Origin of the sequence: Adonisia turfae CCMR0081, assembly GCF_011009555.1 — a bacterium.
Lineage (GTDB): Bacteria > Cyanobacteriota > Cyanobacteriia > Phormidesmidales > Phormidesmidaceae > Leptothoe > Leptothoe turfae.
On the sequence record NZ_QXHD01000003.1, the window covers coordinates 417716 to 436106 of the forward strand.

The following is an 18391-nucleotide window of genomic DNA, read 5'->3' on the forward strand; positions in this document are numbered from 1 at the left end:
CCCTGCCCCAACAGCTACGGAAGAGCGGGCAACTTGGACGACAGCTGAGCCAACTCCGATCCAGTTTTACCAGTAAATACCCATAGAATTGAGCGACCTCCATCACGAAAGCTGCGGAGCAATGGCTCTGGTGGACGTTCAGAAGCTACGGGTAAAGGCTTGTAATGAATGCCGCGACTACCTAACACGATGGTGGCGATGGTATTTGCCCGTCGCATGTGGTAGTCCGATGTAATTAAATAAACGCTTTTGATTCCCAGCCGTTCAAAATCATCAACTAACGTCGTAAAGTTAGTCACCGTATCTACGGCTCGATAGTCCAAATGCAGCCTTTCTAGGGATACCTGAGATTCTTGAAATACCCAAGTGGCGTATTCAGGATTGGCCCCCGATGAAATCCATACGTCTATGTCAGGATGATCAGTGGCGAATTCAGCCGCAAACTCTTCCCGATGAGTGTCCCCCCCTAAGACCAGCGCAACCGTTGGTGACGATAGGCGACCGCGTATGTGCCATTGACCAAGCCAGAGTCCTGTTGCTAAGAGCAGCAAGGACGCCAGAGTTAAGCGACGATTTTTGCGACGCACTTTAGGCACTGATGGGTTCCTCAAAAAGGGGTGGACGAGCTGAAATAGTAAGGCTGAACTATTGGTAAGTAGGTGATGATAACTGATAATTCCTCATTCTAAAGGAGGCTACCATGCCCGTTTGGGAAAATGTGCGCTTGTTTTAACAATGGATTGCCCTCATCCCCCAGCCCCTTCTCCCTCGGGGAGAAAATCAGCCCTCATCCCCCGGCCCCTTCTCCCCAGGGAGAAGGGGAGATAGGGGTTTAGCAAGATTTGCCTGGGTAAAATGCATCTCCGTTCTCAAAATCCCCTCCTCGGGGAGAGGGATTTAGGGTGAGGCCCCGGGCATGTTAGCCCCATGACTGATCTAGACCTTTCTCTTTTATCAGGCCGTAACCGTCGGATTCCTGAAATATTGCTACAGCGTGCACGTGAGCTGCGGCTGCGGCAGACTACGGCAGAATGTATTTTATGGGAATGTTTGCGATCGCGTCGATTACACGGTTTTAAATTTCGACGTCAGCACAATATCGGTCGCTTTATTGCTGACTTCTATTGCCATGAGGCAAAGCTGGTGATCGAGTTGGATGGCCTAGTTCATAAACGACAGCCAGAAAAGGATGCAGAACGCGATGCATGGATGCAGGCTTGCGGATTGAAGGTGTTACGGTTCGAGAATAGACGGGTATTTGATGATATCGAGGAGGTATTGGAGGATATTGGGCGATGTTTGCCGGGGTGAATTTGTGGCCTAGGGATTGGCCCTCATCCCCCAGCCCCTTTTCCCCGAGGGAGAAGGGGGTTAGCAAGATTTACCGGGGTCAAACCTATCTCCGTTCTCAAAGTCCCTCTCCCCGGGGAGAGGGATTTAGGGTGAGGGCTTAATCCTCCGTTCCAAACATCCACTTCCATCACTTCGGCTTACACTTCACCTCGATTTCAAAACTGCCCTCCGCCGAGCCCTGCGCTAAGACCGGTAACCCCGTCGACCCGGCAATCTTAATGCCAAATTTCAGCGTAATTTCCTCCACCTCAGCGCCCGCTACCCCTTTGAATGCACCAAGGGCATAGTTGGCATAGCTCTTCAGCGTGCCATGGATGTCTGCGAGCTTCGCCTGAACCTCAGTGCTAACGCCCATGGCTTCGTATTCGTCATCATCGCTGGTCTGTGACGGCGTATCTATAGCGTCATCGGCTTCAAAATACATGGTGTAGGCAGTGCCAGATTCATCTTCCAAGACGAGGCGATTCACATCAGTCATCGGTTTTTAGGGTGTGCTGAAAACATCGGTTATGTTAAGGGTGCCGGCGTCCTAAACTCCGTGTTTTCCTGGAAAGTCTTAAGCCCATGGCCCGTTACGCCCTCGTTGTTGGAATTTCTGATTACAAAAGCAACTACCTCAAAAATTTAAGTAAACCGATTGGTGATGCAGAAGCTATAGCACAACTCCTTAGAGACCATGGGCAATGTGAACGGGTGACAGTGCTTTCAGGGCATGTAACCGCTGAAGAGCTAGAAGACGCACTAACTCAGCTGATTCAGCAAGATGCAGCTAGAAATGAGGCATTTATTTATTTCACTGGCCATGGTCTGGCCGTTAAAGGTGGGCTAGGGGGTACAAAAGGCTATCTGGCCACGTCTGACTGCACGGTCACTATTGAGAATAACCAACCGAAACGGCAGACAAAAGCAATTTCGTTTTCCGACCTGAATGATCTGATTTGCGATTCGGATCTAAGCAGTCTGGTGATGTTTATTGATGCTTGCCACAGTGGCGAGTTGATTGAATCGGAGCTGGTTGAGCGTAGTTTTGCCGAGTTAAATTCTGAGCAAGATTATTATCTGATTACATCCTGTCGTGGCCATGAAAGTGCCTGGGCAAAGAAGCGGGAAGACCATAGCGTTTTTACAGGTGCGGTATTGGATGTGTTGGTGCCTGAAAAGGTGAATAACAAGGGTTATATCTCTGGTGATACGGTGTTTGCCCATCTGGATGAGGCGCTAAAAAATAGCCGCCAGGAGCCGAGACGTTTTGGTAAGGGTAGGGCCTTGCCGATTGTGTGGTTTCAGGGTAGACAACAGAATGGTGAGGAGATTTATGGATCTGTTGCTGACACCGAGAAAAAATCTCGTCGTAACTGGGGTATCCCGTTACAGATGCCGCCGTTACCGGAGCATTTTGTAGAGCGACCAGAGCACCAGGACAAGGTAAAAGAACAACTGCTATGTGACGACAAGAAAACATTTGGCACATTGGTTGTTAGTGCCATCTATGGTCTCGGTGGCATTGGTAAGTCGGTGCTGGCATCGAAGCTGGCCCATGATGATGAGGTGCAGGCTCGCTTTGCGGATGGGATTTTGTGGTCCACGTTAGGCCAGAACCCGGATATTTTGCCGTTGTTGAGTGGGTGGATACAGGCTCTGGGGGACCATGACTATAAGCCCACGGCGGTAGAAGCCGCGTCGAACCATTTACGGACGTTGTTGTATGACAAAAAAGCGCTGCTGGTGGTGGATGATGTTTGGAATCCGGCGCATTTGGAGCCGTTTCGGGTAGGTGGCAATGGTTGTTGTGTGCTGGTGACGACACGGCAGGCGAAGATTCCGGAGGCGCATAAGTACAGTCTGAATGTGATGACTCCGGAGCAGGCTCTGGAGCTAATGACGCAAAAGCTCAAAGAGGAGCTGAGCGCAGAGGATCGGCAGCAGGCGTTGGATTTTGCGGCGCGGGTGGGATATTTGCCATTGGCGCTGGAGCTGGCAGCGTCGCAGATTGAGGAAGGTGTGACCTGGACTGAACTGTTTGAGGACTTTCAGGATGAGGTGGTGCGTCTGGAGGCGTTGGATCTTTATGGTCGAGAGGATATCCCCGATGATGCGAAGCGGCGGAAGTATAGTCTGACAGCTTGTTTTAACTTGAGTTTGAAGCAGCTGTCGGCGGAGCAGTTGCGGCAGTTTGCGTGGCTGGGAATTGTGCCGGAGGATGTGAGTCTGACCCAGGAGATGGCGGTGATGCTTTGGCAGGTGTCGAAGCGGCAGGCGGGGTCGATATTGCGGACGTTTAGCTCAAAGGCATTGTTGTTGCTGGGGGCGAAGCAGGCAGGACCTGAGGCGCGGCGCACATTTCGGATGCATGATTTGATGCATGATTTGGCGCAGCGGTTGTTGGTGAGTGCACCACAGCCTCTGCAGGAAGGGGACCTGCCAGGGTTGGGGATGACGAAAGCGGAAAGCCCATAGTGAGTTTTTGGGGCGGTACCGGGCGAAGACGGAGCGGGGGCAGTGGCATACGCTGACGGATGATGGGTATATTTTTGACCGGCTTACCTGGCATATGGAGCAGGCGAAGCAGGTACAGGAGATTCATGGGTTGTTGCAGGCGAGTAATGCGGATGGGCGGAATGGTTGGTATGAGGCCTGTGATGGGATTGGGAAGCCTGCAGGGTTTGTAAATGATGTTGCACGGGCGTGGGAGCTGGCGAAGAAGAATTATAAGAATGAACCAGGGGAAACACTGGTGCTGTTGTTTCGCTATGCGTTGATGCGGACTTCGATAAATAGTATGGCGAGTAATGTGCCTGCGGAGTTGGTGGGGGCGCTAGTGGAGAAAGAAGTTTGGTCTCCGGCTCAGGGACTGGCCTATGCGCAGCAGGCGCAGAACCCCTGGCAGCGGGCGGTTTGTATTTCAAAAATTGTGCCTCATATGCCAGAGTCTTTGCTGCCAGAGGTGCAGAAGACCGTGGGACAAATTAAGGAGGCAGCTTACCGGTCCTATGTGTTGGGGAAACTGGCAGAGAAATTTCCACAGCTGTGGTCAGATGTTTTGGTAGCTATTGGTCAAATACAGGATCGTTATGGAGATCACCGTGATAGCACTCAAGGATTTTCCTATCGAGCCTATGCATTGCAGAAGATTCTTGACAAGCTACCAGCAGATTATCTTTCAGAAGCTTTGGTGATTGCCCGTCAAATTGAAAATACAGATGATCAGGCTCTTGCTCTGGTTACATTGTCAAAGCAACTGTCAAAGCTATTACCGGAAGCGGTAGCTGCAACTCGGGAGATTGCCTCTTCATATTATCGTGCGAATGCGTTGCGTGAGCTGTCGAAGCAGCAGCCAAAGCTATTACCGGAGGTGATAGCTGTAACTCGGGAGATTGCTGACGAATCTGAACGAGTGTCTGCACTGCGTGAACTGTCGAAGCAATTGCCACCGGAGCTATTACCGGAAGTGATAGCTGTAACTCGGGAGATTGCTGATGAATCTGAACGAGCGTCTATACTGTGTGAGCTATCTAAGCAGTTGCCGGAGCTATTGCCGGAAGCGCTAGCTGTAACGAGAAAGATTGCCGATGAATATAAACGAGCGTCTATACTGTGTGAGCTATCTAAGCAGTTGCCGGAGCTATTGCTGGAAGCGTTAGCTGTAACGAGAAAGATTATTAATGAATTTTCTCGAGCGTCTATACTGTGTGAGCTGTCGAAACAGTTGCCACCAGAGCTATTACCAGAAGTGTTAGCTGTAACGCGAGAAATTGCCAATGAATCTCCTCGAGCATCTGCTCTGAGTAAGTTATCGAAGCAATTGCCAGAGCTATTACCAGAGGCGATAGCTGTAACGCGAGAGATTACTATTGAATCTTCTCGAATTTCTATGCTACGTGAGCTGTCGAAACAGTTGCCGCCGGAGCTATTGTCGGAAGCGTTAGCTGTAACGCGAGAGATCGCCGATGAATATTCTCGAGCATCTGTGTTGCATAAGCTGTCGAAGCAGTTGCCGGAGCTATTGCCGGAAGCGTTAGCTGTAACGCGAGAGATCGCCGATGAATATTCTCGAGTATCTGTGTTACATAAGCTGTCGAATCAGTTTCCAGAGCTATTGCCGGAAGCGTTAGCTGTGACGCGAGAGATCACCTTTGATTTTTTTCGTGCGCATGTTCTGCGTGAGCTATCGAAGCACTTGCCGCCGGAGCTATTGCCGGAAGCGTTAGCTGTAACGCGAGAGATTGTTAATGGATCTTCTCGAGCATCTATACTTAGTGAGTTGTCGAAGCATTTCCCAGAGCTATTGTCGGAAGCGCTAGCTGTAACGCGAGAAATTACCAGTGAATCTGAACGAGTGTATGCGTTAAGTGAGCTATCGAAGCAGTTGCCACTGGAGCTATTGTCGGAAGCGTTAGCTGTAACGCGAGAAATTACCAGTGAATCTGAACGAGCGTCTGCGTTAAGTGAGCTATCGAAGCAGTTGCCGGAGCTATTGCCGGAAGCGCTAGCTGTAACGCGAGAGATTGCCGATGAATCTGAACGAGTGTATGGGATCCAAGGGATGTCTAAGCAGTTGACGCCAGAATTATTGCCAGAAGCTTTGTCAATAGCTATAGAGCTCAAAGATGAATCTTCGCGAGCAGTGGCGTTGAGTAATTTGGCTAAATATTTGCCAGAAGCATTATTAGCTAAAGCTTTGGAAATGATGTGGCAAATTCAAGACCCCTATTTTCGATCCCGGGCTCTTCGAGGCTTATTACCCTACCTGATGAAGCTAACCATTACCTTTGCTGACTGGACTGTCATGCTGGAGGTATTAGCCTATCAAAACCGCAAAAATTTGCTTGAAGAACTACCCGACATTTGCCCCATCATTTTAGAGCTAGGCGATGAGCAAGCCTTTTCAGATATCTTGCAAGCTGTCCGAGATGTCTGCGCTCAATGGCCGTGACGCTTTGTGAGTTTTGAGTGTTGAATGTTGAGTTTTGAGTTGGGGGGCGGCTATGCCCTCCTAGCCCAGGATTTCTGTCAACAACTTAACCAAAAACAGCTTATCCTGTTCCGACAAAGCCCCTAGCTGCTTCAAAATTAGTTCCTTTTCCACCGTCATAACAATTGGCTTAATCACCGATGGCTTCAAAAGACCAGCCGATTTCCAATCCTGAATCACAACATTATCAGCATATGCCGTTGCACTTGTTTGACCGGTAATCCCCATCAAGACAATATCGATGTGCCGCTGATTATACCCATCTGAATGACAATGACCGCTGGACGTTTCTTACTCGTTACCTGGTTCGTAAACGGAAATGGCACCAAAACAACATCCCCAAACTTATAGGTCATTGTAGATGTCATCCTCCGGGTTATCCCACACCTTGGCAAAGGAAGACTCTGATAACTTCATAGCAGAGTAGGTCAGCGTGGCATCTTCTTGGGCAACATGAACCTCAGATTGAAGGTTTGCCTGTGGCACTTCGTCGGCCAATCCCAATAATTCCTCCACCGTTGGAACACTGTCTGCAGTTTTTAACCAGTTAATAAGCGCCTCCCACACTGCGGGCGTCACCTGTACAGCGACTTTTTGCCCTGTGGTATCCACAACAAATTGCGCAGATTGCAAAGCTTCTAACACCGTGGTCATGGGACTTCTCCATAGGCTAAGCCTATTCTAATGCCGTCCGCTAAGTAATTGACATTTGCATAGTTGAGCCGGGTAGGGTGCGATGCATCGCACCACTTCCAACCCACTTCGCCTCCTAACCGATTCCCCCTTCACCCCATATCCAATGAGAACTAGCCATTTAAAATGGGCTACTACACTGACTGTAGTAGCCCACATCTGTATCAATTACAGGTAAACATTAGGCAAGGTTAGAATGCGCCTAGATCAGCTTTTACAACAGTGACGTCGTTGGCCAGGTTAAAATTACCGTCATGCTTAACGTTAATCACACCCAGCACATCCAGATCATGGGCACCGCCCCCGCGTACACCGTCCCCGCCTTGATCAGTATAAACACCAAGCACAATGCGTTCATCTAGCTCCTTGATCACCTTGTAAGTGACAGTATGGCCAGTAATGATAATTTGGTCCCCTTCGCCGCCGGTACCGCTAAAGTCAGTGATTGTATCACGACCAATACTCTCAACCCAGTGGTCATGGTAGTTGTCATTTTCCCCAGCAACAGCTCCCATGCCCCAGTTGACCAGGCCGTCGTCTTGCAGATGCTGCGTATAGATAGCAGCAGGTGCGTTCATAAGGATGTCAAATTTAAAGGTGTCTGCACCAGCACCACCAGTTAGCCTATCATTCGCTGCCAGACCATCGGGATTGTAGAATTTTTTCGCAAAGACAAGTTTATCAACATCATTGCCATCATCCTGATTAGCAACGATTCTCGTGTTCTCAGCCGGAGCATTCGCATCACTGATACTTACCAAAACATCATCTCCAGCTCCACCAATTAGACGATCACTACCTAATTGATCTTGTAGAAAGTCATTGCCATCACCACCTATTAGGCGATCATTGCCATGGAGAGCATTGGTAGTATCTAACAAATAGCCATCGGCATCATAGTCTTGGGCGGTGAGTCTTTCATCACCAATGATAATGTCATCACCAGCTTGGCCTGCCAGGCGATCATTACCAAAACCACCCAAAAGAGAATCATTGCCTTTTCCACCCCGCAAATTATCATTGCCGATGCCACCCAGGAGAATGTCATTATCACGACCGCCAAATAGGGTGTCGTTGCCTTCGCCTCCTAAAAGAATGTCATCTCCAGCTCTCCCGCGAAGGGTGTCATTGCCCGCTTGGCCAGTCAGTTTGTTTGGTTCTTTATTGCCAAAAAGTGTATTGTCTCCACCATCACCAATAATTTCTTCAATCTTGGCTAATAGAGCCAGTTCAATGTCGGCAATAAGTGATGCGTTCCCTTGTGTACTCATGTATCTCTCGACTGATAGCGGTTTTATTGGCTTTAGAGCCTGTGCCGATTCTATAAGTTACCGATAGAGAGGAAATCGGTAATAGCTCCTTATCTAATATCAGGAGAGAATAAAGCTAACGAAACAGATTTTGCAAGAACAATTACCTAGTCTGGTAAAAATTTTCAACAACTTCACTAGTTTATTACGTTAAACACAACCGTAGAAATCACGATTAGATAGTTTACTTATGCTAAAAAATCACCCTCTTTCTAGATCAGTAAGGCCGTTGATGTAGGAATATCTACAGTACGGACTCTAGGAACTGGAGAGGATGAAAAATCTACTAGTGTTTAAAGGTTTTCTGAAGATACTGGTTGGCCTGAATAAAATATGTTTTGTTAATCGCCATAATAGTCTTGTGCCAGGTAGGGTACGATGCATCGCCACACCTCCAACCAACTCCTAACCAATTCCCTCTTCACCCCATCTCCAATCTCCCTGCCCAAATCCCATCCACCCATCCCTATTCCCCCTGGGAAGGCTATGCCAACGACTTCGCTCAGGACAGGCCACCCATCTACCCTTGAGCATCCTGGCTGACACGATAACTGTCTAACCAGGATTGGCTTAGGGACCTCAGCTGATTTCTCTCAGCAGCATCAATACCTTCAGGATCAAAACGATAGCGATAATGTAGTTGGATAATCGGTTTGAGTGCTTCTACCTGAGCAACAGATAGTTTTTCGGTTAGTCGTTCCATCCAATGCTGTAGGTTCTCCGCAGGTCTGCGCCTCAGTTTTAATTGCTTGAAAATCTGTTCGATTTGGTAAAACTCTGAATCGATACCGGGGAGAGTCGGTTGCGATCGCATCCCAAAAACCACATTTTTAGCAAGCATTTTCTGTCGCCTTCGTCTCCACCACCAGATCAAGAGACCACCAATAGTGACAATACCTAAGAAAATTAGCAGAAGTAGCACTCTAGATTTGGTATCTTGCGGTAGTTGTTCTTGGATAGACGCTAATAGTTTTTCCCCTAACCTCCGTAACATCAATTCCAAAGGACTATCTTGATTAAGGCCTTGAGAAAACCCATCACCTTGTCCATAGCCCTGTCCATTACCTTGTCCATAGCCCTGTCCATTACCTTGTCCATTACCATTATTAAGCGAGGTATGATCAAACTGAAATTGGCTCAATTGCCTATGGGCCCAAATGCCCAAAATTCCAGCCAAACAGATTAAACCAAGCCAAGCCATCACTTTAGGTTTCGCAGGCCGCAGGGTAAAGAACAGTATGGCGACCAGCAGCCAAGCTAAACTATAAAAAAGAAATCTATTGGCGTTTACAGCACTGGCTGATAACAAATATAGGCCAAAGTAAACATAACCAAAGTCAAAGGGGGGCCGTTTCCACTGAATTCCTCGCTTGGTAAAGGAAGGATTCACTAAGAAATCTTGCATCCGTTGGGAAAGGTTGGTCGTATAAAGTTGCGCCAACATCAGTGGAAACAGTGCCAACGGCAGCAATTGCAGCATGCCCTGGAAAGCACCCGTGAGTTGGAGCGTCACCACGATCACGGAAATGCAGATAAACAAAACCCATACGGTTGCCTTTTTAGAGAGCGTCCAGCCCTTGGAGAACACCCGTCTCCCTTCGATGCACACAATCATCGGCACTGCCAGACCCCACAGCTCCGTTTGAAATCCCCATAGGCATAATGCCAAACTGCACAGGCTGGCTACATGGAATTGCATATCGCTTGCAGCTCCTGCTGAATGTGACCTAACGGTAACGGATAAACCCGCATTAAATGACTTTGATAATCGTCTAACATCGGCGATAGTGTGTGTTGATCACGGGTCACGATTAAAACCCAGGTGGGGATATTAACGGACTGTAATTGCTTAACCAATGTCTGGCGGGCCTCATCCCAGGTGAGAAAAATGCAGATGCAGCTGCTTAACAGCGGCAAACGACTTTGCATGATTGGTAACAACGAGTCAAAGGGCTTATCCTGACAGGGGACTACCGACGCTAACAGCTCAAGGATACGTTCTGTTTGGCCTAAACCTCGGCCCAGGGTAACGTATCCACCACCTAAGCCTGAAAAGATAAGGTCCAGTAAGGACTCCTGGTTTTGCATTTCACCAGCCAACGACGCGGCCACTGAGATCGCCTCTTCTAAAATTTCGCTAAATGACTCCGGTTGAAAGGTGTCTAAAACCAGAGCGTGATGCACAAAGTACTCGGCTTGTTCTTCTCGCACCACCGGTTTACCCAATTTAGCCCAGCTTTTCCAATGAACCTTGCGCGGCGAGTCGCCGGGGCGATAGTCGCGCAAGGACCAAAATTCTTCTGATTCTCCCACCGATAGGGCAAGCGATAAGCCTCCCGGTTGATACCCTTGACGTTCTGGCAGTTGAAACGACGGCACCGGGTAGCGCTTTGGCAAGATTAATACCGATTGGGGCAGGGGTAGTCTGACGCAGGCATTAAATAGGCCGAGCGGATCAGGGCAGGCCAGGGTCATGGTCTCAAACTGTAGTAACCCTCGTCGTAGGGGTGTAATCTCACCTTTGATTTCAGTTGTGCCCTGGGCTGCCAATACAGGAATCCCGACGGCAGGTGCGATCGCACGCTGAGCCTGATCAATTAATTTGCTCCATGACTGAGCATCCTTGCGGCCTGGACGGCTAATGTCAAGATAGTCTTCAAAGCTAGGAAATGAATGGGCAAACGCTTCAATCAGTCTCAGTTTCCTAAAATCCTTGCCAGTAGAATTCTGTACCGTTACTGGGTAGGGTAACGGCAAGCCTACCGTCCCAAAGCGCGGTAGCCGTCGCCTAACCTGAAACCGAGGCCGTGAAAAGGCGGTAGCCACCATAGACACAGTCAATAATAAGCAGGCCAGGGCAAATACCTGGTAAGACAAACTCTGCTGGGTATCCAGACCTGCCAGCCCAGCAATGATGGCAAACACTAAAACACCCACACCCAGCGGCGTAAATCGCCTTTTTAACCATTGCCGCAGGCTGTAGCCCAAACATCGAAATAGACGATAAAAGAAAAGATTCATGGCTCAGGCAGGCACAGGCGTCGCATTTAAGATGTCTTGAATCACCGCATCGGCTGTTTGGCCCGAAAATCGGGCCTGGGGTTCGAGGACCAACCGATGGGCCAGGACTGACAGCGCCATCTCTTGTACCTGCTCGGGCAAAACAAATTCGTAACCATCAAAGAGGGCAAGTGCCTGGGCCAGTTTCATTAAGGCAATGGCTCCCCTGGGGCTAGCCCCTAGCTGTACCCCTTCTGCTTGGCGGGTGGCCCCGACAATATCAATGATGTAACGCTTGAGTTCATCGCTGACTCGGATCTGCTGCACCTGTTGCTTGAGGGTAAAAATATCATCTCGTGAGAGACAGGGTTTAACCTGGTCAATGGGATGTTGCTGGAGCTGACTTGCTAAAATCTCCATTTCTTCTTCTGGAGAGATATAGCCCAAACTAAACTGCAGGGCAAACCGATCCATTTGGGCTTCTGGTAAGGGATAGGTGCCTTGGGCTCCCACCGGATTTTGGGTAGCAATTACAAAAAAAGGTGGGCTTAGCGTTCTCAAGGTGCCATCAATGCTAACCTGAGATTCTGCCATGGCTTCCAGCAGCGCCGATTGGGTGCGGGGAGAGGCGCGATTCACCTCATCTGCTAGAACAATATTGGCAAAAATAGGGCCTTCGTGAAACTGAAAGGACTGTTCGATGGGGTTTAAGATTGAGACGCCCAAAATGTCAGAGGGGAGCAAATCAGGCGTAAATTGAATTCGCTTGAAGGAAACATCGACGGAAAAAGCTAGCGCTTTGGCCAGTGTGGTTTTACCCGTGCCAGGGTAGTCTTCTAGCAGCACATGCCCGCCACTGATAAAGGCGGCCAGCAGCTTACGCACAGCCCCAGTTTGCCCTTTCACCATCTGCTGAATATTCTCGGATAAACGGGTATAAATTTCTTGTCCAGAAGCTTGGCTAGAAATAGTATTTGAACCTGAATCTACAGTCGACGATTCCATAGCTGGGTCCTTGGTGTCCATGACTCAAGATAACCGAAACTTTGGAATTAAGGCACTGAGGAATGTGCGTTCAAAGGAGTACCCCTAAGGGGCATATGCAAGGCCATTCAACCCTTTGCTATGCCACTTTTTAAGCTGGTGATGACAATGGTTTCTAGGGTGATTCTTGTAAGCCGTCAACTACCGCGTTTTGTAACTCCTCTGCCTTTTCTTCAGCTGCCTGTTGCACCGCTTCTGATAGTGTAGGATTCTCGTTGATTTCTCTTAAAGCTCTAACTGCGTGGTCCCTTACAGTGCCATCGGCAACATTGCCAATCCTAAAGATACTGTCGATAAATTCCCGTGCCTTTTCGTCTGAAGTGGCATTCAAAACTAACGCTCTCGTACTATCAATCAAAGAAGTCTGACTGTCAGTTGGGTTAGTTGTTTGTATTTGACTAAGTGGGGCTAGATCATCTGGTAATGATGGTTCTATTGCTTCAGGAGCAATATCCAATGTTTCAATATCATTAATAATACGATCATGGGCAACCTCTTCTAGATTTTCTGCCTGTTGAGTGGTTTCTCTTACTTTCTCTTCAAGTACGGTTTTCTCTTCATCTGCCCTGATCAGCTTGGCCTGTGACATGGCATTTTCTTGAAATACTGTAATCACAGAAGGGAAAAAGAGGGCAAACATTAGCGATGTCGCTGCTAGCTTTGACTTGTTGTTCGCCTTTTCCGGTGGGCCATCCAAGCTAAGAATGGTGCCGATAAAGCCCACTACTGCCCCTAACAAAATGCTGGAAGTTACTAAGATTAAAAACTCTAAACCAGCCCCCAACTGAATAGATGGAACAAAGTCATGGACGACGCTTTCTTCTGTTGCCGTTTGTTGCTCCTGAGTGTTAGATACGCTGTCATCTTCCGCTTCTAAACTTGGCTCAATTTGTTCTGAATTCTCTTCACTGTCCTGTTCTTTTGCAACTGTTTCGGCCTGTGCTGAAATCTCTGTGCCATCTTGTGTGTCCATTGCCTGGGCATTGGCTGTAGCCATGAACGACCCCCCCTCCTGGATCAGCCGCAATGCAACGCTACCTAGACCACCAAACATCGCTGGTACCACCACATATCTGACTGTAACGTTATTACTCAACGTGCTATTCAGCTTATGGGTAGCACTATTCACTACGTGGGAGGCAGTACTGGATAACTCAAAAATCTCTGGAGGGGCAGCCAGATTTGTCTCAGGTATAAGCGTGTTTGCTGGTTCAGTCTTGCCGGTTTGTGGGTCTAAGGGGGGGAGGGCAAGAAATGCGGTATACATGGTGATTTTGTCCGAGGGGCGATGGGCATCTGGCAAGTTATTCAGTTTACCTCAGCCATTTTGCGGAGTGTTTTTGCTGTGGAAGTGCGAAATGGCAATATCTGCGACTTTTCTACAAAGGTGATTGTTTTTTGTGTAAAAGCGGCGCGGTTATTTTGTCGTAGTCGATATCCTTCAATATGTGAACAATACTGTGGGTTGGTCCATGGTGAAATGGGCTGCTCAGGGCTTTCCTCCCCAAAACCCTCCTATTCATATAGCCCGATTCAAAATGGATAATCCTGTAGGGGCTGTGCCTTGTGCCAACCTTGAGACGCGATAGCTATCAGTCAGGCTCTTGTTAAGGGGTATGTTTTTGTCAGATTTATGGTTCATCTTCGTAAAACCGATAAAATAGGTATTCGTCTTTGAAGGGATGTTCATCGGTGACGTGGTGAAATATGCCGTGTTCTACTAAGGCCTGGCCGATCCTGACGGCGGCTTCTCGGGTGGCGTTTTGTGTTTTGGCTAGCCACGTTACGGCTTCACTGCCAATAAAACAATTGGGATACACCGTCAATCGGAACCGACGATTCTGAATATTTAACCCATCCTCCGAGCGCATCTGTTTTACTAAACGCTCCAATAATGCATCTTGTAAACGCTGCTGATTTTGTAACAGGCTGGAAAAATCTCTAACATCCGCCAATAAATCGGAGGTTTTTAATCCCTGGGGCTGTTTTTCTTCCTTTCCTAAGGCGGCTGGAGTTCCTGCTTGAGATCTCTGTTGTGCCCAGATAGTTGTATCCCACTGGGGAGAACGGATGTTTAAATCTCGTTGGGGGAAGGGGATCTCGATGTTGTGGCGACGAAAATTGGCTTCGAGCATGTAATAAAGGTCACTCTTGATATCGAATTGTAGGCGTGGGTCCCGAATCCATACCAGTACATCAAAATTGAGGGCGCTGTCACCAAAGCCTAAAAATCGTAGACGGGGCTGGGGATATTGCAACACGCTCGGATGCGCTCTTGCTACCTCCATCACTGTCGTATGTACCTGTCGAATATCTGAGTTGTAAGCCACTCCCATGGGCAAATGAAGTTGCGATACTGGATGCCCATGGCTCCAGTTGATTACCTTGTTTTCCAGTAGCTGTGCATTCGGCACAATGATCGACACGCGATCTAATGTGCGAATTTCCGTACTGCGCACGCCAATACTTTCAACGGTTCCGGCCAGGTCGCCCAGGTTAATAAAGTCTCCCACCTGAATCGATCGCTCAAAGAGCATCATCCAGCCGCTGACCACATTATTGGCAATATTCTGTAGACCAAAACCCAGGCCAACACCGAGCACACTGGCAAGAATGGCTAAGGCGCTGAGGTCAATGCCTAATACCTGCAGAATCAAAAAAAGGCCAATGCCTGTGAGGATGGCCTGCATGAGTGTGGCGATCGCATCTTGTACACCCCGATCCGGTATCGCCGCCTGCAAAAATCTAGACTTGACTGCCGATGTGACAACCCGCACCCCAATCCACAGCGCCAGGGTGAGCAAGACCACATTGAATAAACTGACCAGGGAATACCCTTGGCCGTCAATGTCAAATAAGGGGTCGGTAAATGTCCGTTCTAAAAATTGAAAGATGCGATAGCGGATAGACCGGGCTACAGGAAATAACTCACATACATAGATGCCAGCGGCTAGCCATACCAAAAATCGGGCACCCAGCAATGATGGCAAAATCCACATGGGTAGTCTGCCCTTGCGGGTCTGCCGTCGCCAGAGCCAGCGGCGGATGTTGTAGAGGAGCACCCAAGAGAGGAGTGCGATCGCAACCACTCCCACACTTACCCAGGCCATTTTTCGCTGATAATCAGGCTGCCGTTCTTTCTGGGCTCGATCCAAAGCTACTTGCAAAATCTCAGCCCACAGCTCAGCCCGCTCTTCGGGTAGCACTCCAGCCATCAGATCGCCACTGGTCACCGTGAGCAAATGACGACCGTTAGCCCTGAGCGTTACTAGACCATCGCGTTCTCGTGTCCGCACTCGAATCGGTGCTGGTGTTGGCTGCTGATCAGCATTGTCAATCACCTGCCATAGGGCCTGGTTCGCAAAAACGGCTCGTTCCTCGGCACTGATATCTTCAATGCTGCGCAGCTGGAACAACACCCGACCATCAATAACAACATCAGCTTTTTGCGCCATTGGTTGCGCCCCTGTTTGCGCCATGATCGGCAACGCTAGGATGTTCGCCAGCAGCACAAGGGTGACGATAGCAATGCGGAAAAAATATTTAACCCAGAGGGTACGGTGTGTCCACCTACCCCATTGCCCATTGCCCATTGCCCATTGCCCTGTTCGCTTCACCCTCCCTCCCCATCGCCAATGACCCATTGGGCTTTATCAATCCTTGTTGTGAACTTACTCATCCAACATCAAGAAACCTAAACCATTCAGCGATGTCGTAAAAAATAACCTTTTTCTCAGGATCGCAACCTTGTTCAAACCCGCTTAAACAGAAGCCCTCGTTTTACTTGCGTTGTACCAATTTGAGTGATTGATTGCTCAAGGAAAAATCAACGTCCTGTAAGAAAGGTCCGTCAGAAGTTGGATAATAGTCCAGCTCTCATGTGTAAGAATGTAGGCGGTTTTGCCAACTCTAGCGTGTGGGGCAGGCACCAAAAAAACTTATGGAACCCTTGGAATCTCTTTATTCATATGCATGGCTCATCCCAGTACTGCCACTCCTCGGTGCAGCTATTGTCGGTGTGGGTCTAATCAGCTACAGCGACGCTACAAGCAAGCTGCGTACCCCTAGTTCAATCTTTATCGTCAGCCTGGTTGGGGTGGCGATGGTGATGTCATTCGGCATCCTCTGGAGTCAATGGAATGGTCACGAGCCCTACTCATTTATGTTTGAGTGGGCTTCGGCGGGCAGCTTTAAGCTGCAGATGGGGTACACCATCGACCATCTGGCTGCACTGATGCTGGTGATTGTGACCACCGTGGCCTTTCTGGTGATGGTATACACCGACGGCTACATGGCTCACGATCCTGGCTATGTCAGGTTTTATGCATACTTGAGCCTGTTTAGCTTCTCCATGTTAGGGCTGGTGATGAGTCCTAACCTGCTACAGGTTTATGTATTTTGGGAACTGGTGGGCATGTGTTCCTACTTGCTCATCGGTTTTTGGTATAACCGCAAACCAGCTGCTGACGCTTGTCAGAAAGCCTTTGTCACCAACCGCGTAGGTGACTTTGGGCTGTTGCTGGGTATGCTCGGCATTTTCTGGGCCACGGGTAGCTTTGACTTTGACATTATGGGTGAGCGTTTGACCCATATGGTGGAAGTTGGCAGTTTACCGGGTGTAATCGCTGCTTTATTTGCGATTCTGGTCTTTATGGGACCCATGGCCAAGTCGGCTCAGTTCCCCTTACATGTGTGGTTGCCGGATGCGATGGAAGGCCCCACACCCATTTCTGCCCTAATTCATGCTGCCACCATGGTGGCAGCTGGGGTGTTCTTGATTGGCCGCATGTATCCGGTGTTTGAGGAAATCCCTGTAGCAATGACAACCATTGCCTACGTGGGGGCTTTCACCGCCATGATGGGGGCCACAATCGCCATTACGCAAAACGATATTAAGAAAGGTTTGGCCTATTCCACCATGTCCCAGCTGGGCTACATGGTCATGGCCATGGGTGTGGGTGCTTACAGCGCTGGTCTATTCCACCTGATGACCCACGCTTACTTTAAGGCCATGCTCTTCCTGGGGTCTGGCTCTGTGATCCACGGTATGGAAGGTGTGGTTGGCCACAACCCCACCTATGCCCAAGACATGCGTCTGATGGGTGGTCTGCGTAAATATATGCCAGCTACAGCCACTACCTTCCTAATTGGTACCCTGGCGATTTCCGGTATTCCTCCCTTTGCTGGTTTCTGGTCTAAGGATGAAATTCTGGGTTCCACTTTCCAGGTCAGTCCTTTCCTATGGGCCATTGGTTGGTTAACCGCCGGTATCACTGCGTTCTATATGTTCCGTATGTACTTCTCCACGTTTGAAGGGGAATTTCGCGGGACTAACGGTGACATCAAAGAGCAACTGCGCATTGAGAATCTCCAAAGTATGGGCGCTTCCCTCGGCCCTGGTGCCATGAGTACTCAGGAAATGCCCATGGCTGCAGAGGACCACCATGACGATCACCACCATGCGTCTGAGCCCCATGAGTCACCGATTACGATGACTCTGCCTTTGATTCTCTTAGCAGTGCCTTCGATTCTGGTGGGTCTGGTGGGTACGCCCTTTGGCAATTACTTTGAGGCGTTTATTTCTGCCCCTGGTGAAGTGGTTACTGTTGCTGAGCTGGCGGAAGAAGTAGACCTGCATGAGTTTGCTGTGATGGCAGGTAGTTCTGTGGCGATCTCGGTTGTGGGTATTACCTTAGCGGTGTTGATGTATGTGACGAAGACGATAGATGCGGGTGCGATCGCAACCAAGATCAAACCCCTCTACAACTTTTCCCTCAACAAGTGGTATGTCGATGACATCTACGAAGTGGTCTTTGTCCAGGGCAGTCGCAAAATTGCTAAATTTGCCCTTACCATGGACGTCAAACTAGTGGACGGTATCGTTAACCTAACTGGCTTCGTCACGCTGATTACAGGTGAGGGGCTGAAATACCTGGAAACCGGTCGTGCCCAATTCTACGCTCTGATTGTGTTTGGAGCTGTGTTGGGATTAGTTCTATTGTCAGGTTTGACCTAGGTT

Annotated in this window: 14 protein-coding genes; 4 read left to right on the plus strand and 10 right to left on the minus strand. The window is 49.0% G+C overall.

Going from position 1 to position 18391, the window contains the following annotated elements:
- Positions 1-14 precede the first annotated feature (14 nt).
- Positions 15-596, minus strand: coding sequence for an ElyC/SanA/YdcF family protein (locus DXZ20_RS02490; protein WP_163671150.1), 582 nt, complete (start codon positions 594-596; stop codon positions 15-17).
- 331 nt (positions 597-927) lie between these two features.
- On the opposite strand from DXZ20_RS02490, the gene DXZ20_RS02495 reads away from it, so the two are divergent.
- Positions 928-1311 (plus strand): endonuclease domain-containing protein, encoded by a 384-nt coding sequence (locus DXZ20_RS02495; protein ID WP_163696223.1) that lies wholly within the window; start codon positions 928-930, stop codon positions 1309-1311.
- Between the two features lie 169 nt (positions 1312-1480).
- On the opposite strand, the gene DXZ20_RS02500 is transcribed toward DXZ20_RS02495, so the two are convergent.
- The gene (locus DXZ20_RS02500; protein ID WP_163696225.1) at positions 1481-1831 is read right to left on the minus strand and encodes a CU044_2847 family protein; all 351 of its coding nucleotides are present in this window, start codon (positions 1829-1831) and stop codon (positions 1481-1483) included.
- Between the two features lie 86 nt (positions 1832-1917).
- Between DXZ20_RS02500 and DXZ20_RS02505 the strand changes: the two genes are divergently transcribed.
- A complete protein-coding gene (locus DXZ20_RS02505) occupies positions 1918-3810 on the plus strand; it encodes an NB-ARC domain-containing protein (RefSeq protein WP_163696227.1) in 1893 nt (630 codons plus the stop codon).
- Between the two features lie 7 nt (positions 3811-3817).
- A complete protein-coding gene (locus tag DXZ20_RS02510) occupies positions 3818-6286 on the plus strand; it encodes a hypothetical protein (protein WP_163696229.1) in 2469 nt (822 codons plus the stop codon).
- Positions 6287-6346: 60 nt separating this feature from the next.
- On the opposite strand, the gene DXZ20_RS37175 is transcribed toward DXZ20_RS02510, so the two are convergent.
- From DXZ20_RS37175 to DXZ20_RS02550, 8 genes are all read right to left on the minus strand, one after another.
- Entirely contained in the window at positions 6347-6553 is a 207-nt protein-coding gene (locus DXZ20_RS37175; RefSeq protein WP_250565017.1) for a hypothetical protein, read from the minus strand.
- A gap of 117 nt (positions 6554-6670) precedes the next feature.
- Positions 6671-6979 carry a hypothetical protein gene (locus DXZ20_RS02520; protein ID WP_163696231.1) on the minus strand — a complete coding sequence of 103 codons (309 nt, stop codon included), beginning with the start codon at positions 6977-6979 and terminating at the stop codon, positions 6671-6673.
- Between the two features lie 230 nt (positions 6980-7209).
- A complete protein-coding gene (locus DXZ20_RS02525; RefSeq protein ID WP_163696233.1) occupies positions 7210-8289 on the minus strand; it encodes a calcium-binding protein in 1080 nt (359 codons plus the stop codon).
- A gap of 559 nt (positions 8290-8848) precedes the next feature.
- Complete coding sequence (locus tag DXZ20_RS02530) at positions 8849-10027, minus strand: hypothetical protein (RefSeq protein WP_163695720.1); 1179 nt, start codon at positions 10025-10027, stop codon at positions 8849-8851.
- The gene (locus DXZ20_RS02535; RefSeq protein WP_163696235.1) at positions 10012-11349 is read right to left on the minus strand and encodes a DUF58 domain-containing protein; all 1338 of its coding nucleotides are present in this window, start codon (positions 11347-11349) and stop codon (positions 10012-10014) included. Before DXZ20_RS02535 ends, DXZ20_RS02530 begins: the two co-directional genes overlap by 16 nt.
- Before the next feature lie 3 nt (positions 11350-11352).
- Positions 11353-12333 carry an AAA family ATPase gene (locus DXZ20_RS02540; RefSeq protein WP_163696236.1) on the minus strand — a complete coding sequence of 327 codons (981 nt, stop codon included), beginning with the start codon at positions 12331-12333 and terminating at the stop codon, positions 11353-11355.
- Positions 12334-12487: 154 nt separating this feature from the next.
- Positions 12488-13639 carry a hypothetical protein gene (locus tag DXZ20_RS02545; protein ID WP_163696239.1) on the minus strand — a complete coding sequence of 384 codons (1152 nt, stop codon included), beginning with the start codon at positions 13637-13639 and terminating at the stop codon, positions 12488-12490.
- Positions 13640-14003: 364 nt separating this feature from the next.
- Complete coding sequence (locus tag DXZ20_RS02550) at positions 14004-16016, minus strand: mechanosensitive ion channel domain-containing protein (protein ID WP_163696241.1); 2013 nt, start codon at positions 16014-16016, stop codon at positions 14004-14006.
- A 305-nt stretch (positions 16017-16321) separates the two neighbouring features.
- On the opposite strand from DXZ20_RS02550, the gene DXZ20_RS02555 reads away from it, so the two are divergent.
- The gene (locus tag DXZ20_RS02555) at positions 16322-18388 is read left to right on the plus strand and encodes an NAD(P)H-quinone oxidoreductase subunit 5 (RefSeq protein ID WP_250565463.1); all 2067 of its coding nucleotides are present in this window, start codon (positions 16322-16324) and stop codon (positions 18386-18388) included.
- The last annotated feature ends 3 nt before the right edge of the window (positions 18389-18391 follow it).